The organism is Listeria valentina (assembly GCF_011800755.1).
GTDB lineage: Bacteria > Bacillota > Bacilli > Lactobacillales > Listeriaceae > Listeria > Listeria valentina.
Genome location: NZ_JAATJW010000153.1, coordinates 1 through 870 on the forward strand (window position 1 = coordinate 1; position 870 = coordinate 870).

Consider the following 870-nt stretch of genomic DNA (forward strand, 5'->3'; position numbering starts at 1 on the left):
ATTTTAAAAGAATGGTCACAAGCGAATATTACAGAACTTGCTGCTGCTGTTGCCTATGAACAACAAAAAAAGAATAGTGCAAAGAGAGGGGTTAGGAAAAATGGAACGAGTGAAAGACGTGATGGGCGAAATTCTAAAAAACAAAGACCTTCAAGCATCTACGGCTAATCCAGTGCGCTTCTCTATGCTAGATAAATACTGTGAAAGTGATGTGCACAAGGGTAAAGCAGTGCAAATGATGTGCGTTGACGGTGAAGAGCTTTGCCCCATATGCAAGCGTGAAGCTGACAATAACAAACTAAGCACCGATCTTAAACATAAAGCGAAGGACGTGCAAAAGCAAAAGCGATTAGATGCCCTTTTGCAAAACAGCATTTTTGAAGATGATAATTTGAAACAAGCAGGCTTTAAAAACTATTATGCTGAAAAAGGCACGGAAGCGGCACATAATAAGCAAAAAATGATTCAAGTATCAAAAGCCTATCAAGAAGGAGAAACGTTTAATACATGGCTTTATGGGGATCCTGGCACAGGAAAAACCCATTTATCTATTGCGGCTATTCGGACCATTAATGAGCTATCAAATGGAGAACGAACCTGCCTTTTTGTGAACACCAGTAAACTGATGCAAGACATACGCCGAACATTTTCTAGCAATGGCTTTGCTGGCGAAACAGAAAGCAGCTATATTGAGCGTTGTGCGTCCCCTGATATTTTAGTGCTTGATGACCTCGGAGCAGAAAGTGGGCGCATTGGCAAAGAGGGACAAGCGAGTGATTTTGTGCATCGTGTTCTCTATGCGATTTCGAATGAACGTTTAAATAAAAGTACGATTATTACAACAAACTTAACTTTTGATGAGTTAGAAGC

The 870-nt window shown here is 40.3% G+C and carries 1 protein-coding gene; it reads left to right on the forward strand.

The window, feature by feature from the left end; genetic code table 11:
- Positions 1-100 precede the first annotated feature (100 nt).
- Positions 101-870 (forward strand): ATP-binding protein (locus HCK02_RS13965; protein WP_167630695.1); only part of this gene is annotated, 770 nt, incomplete at its 3' end.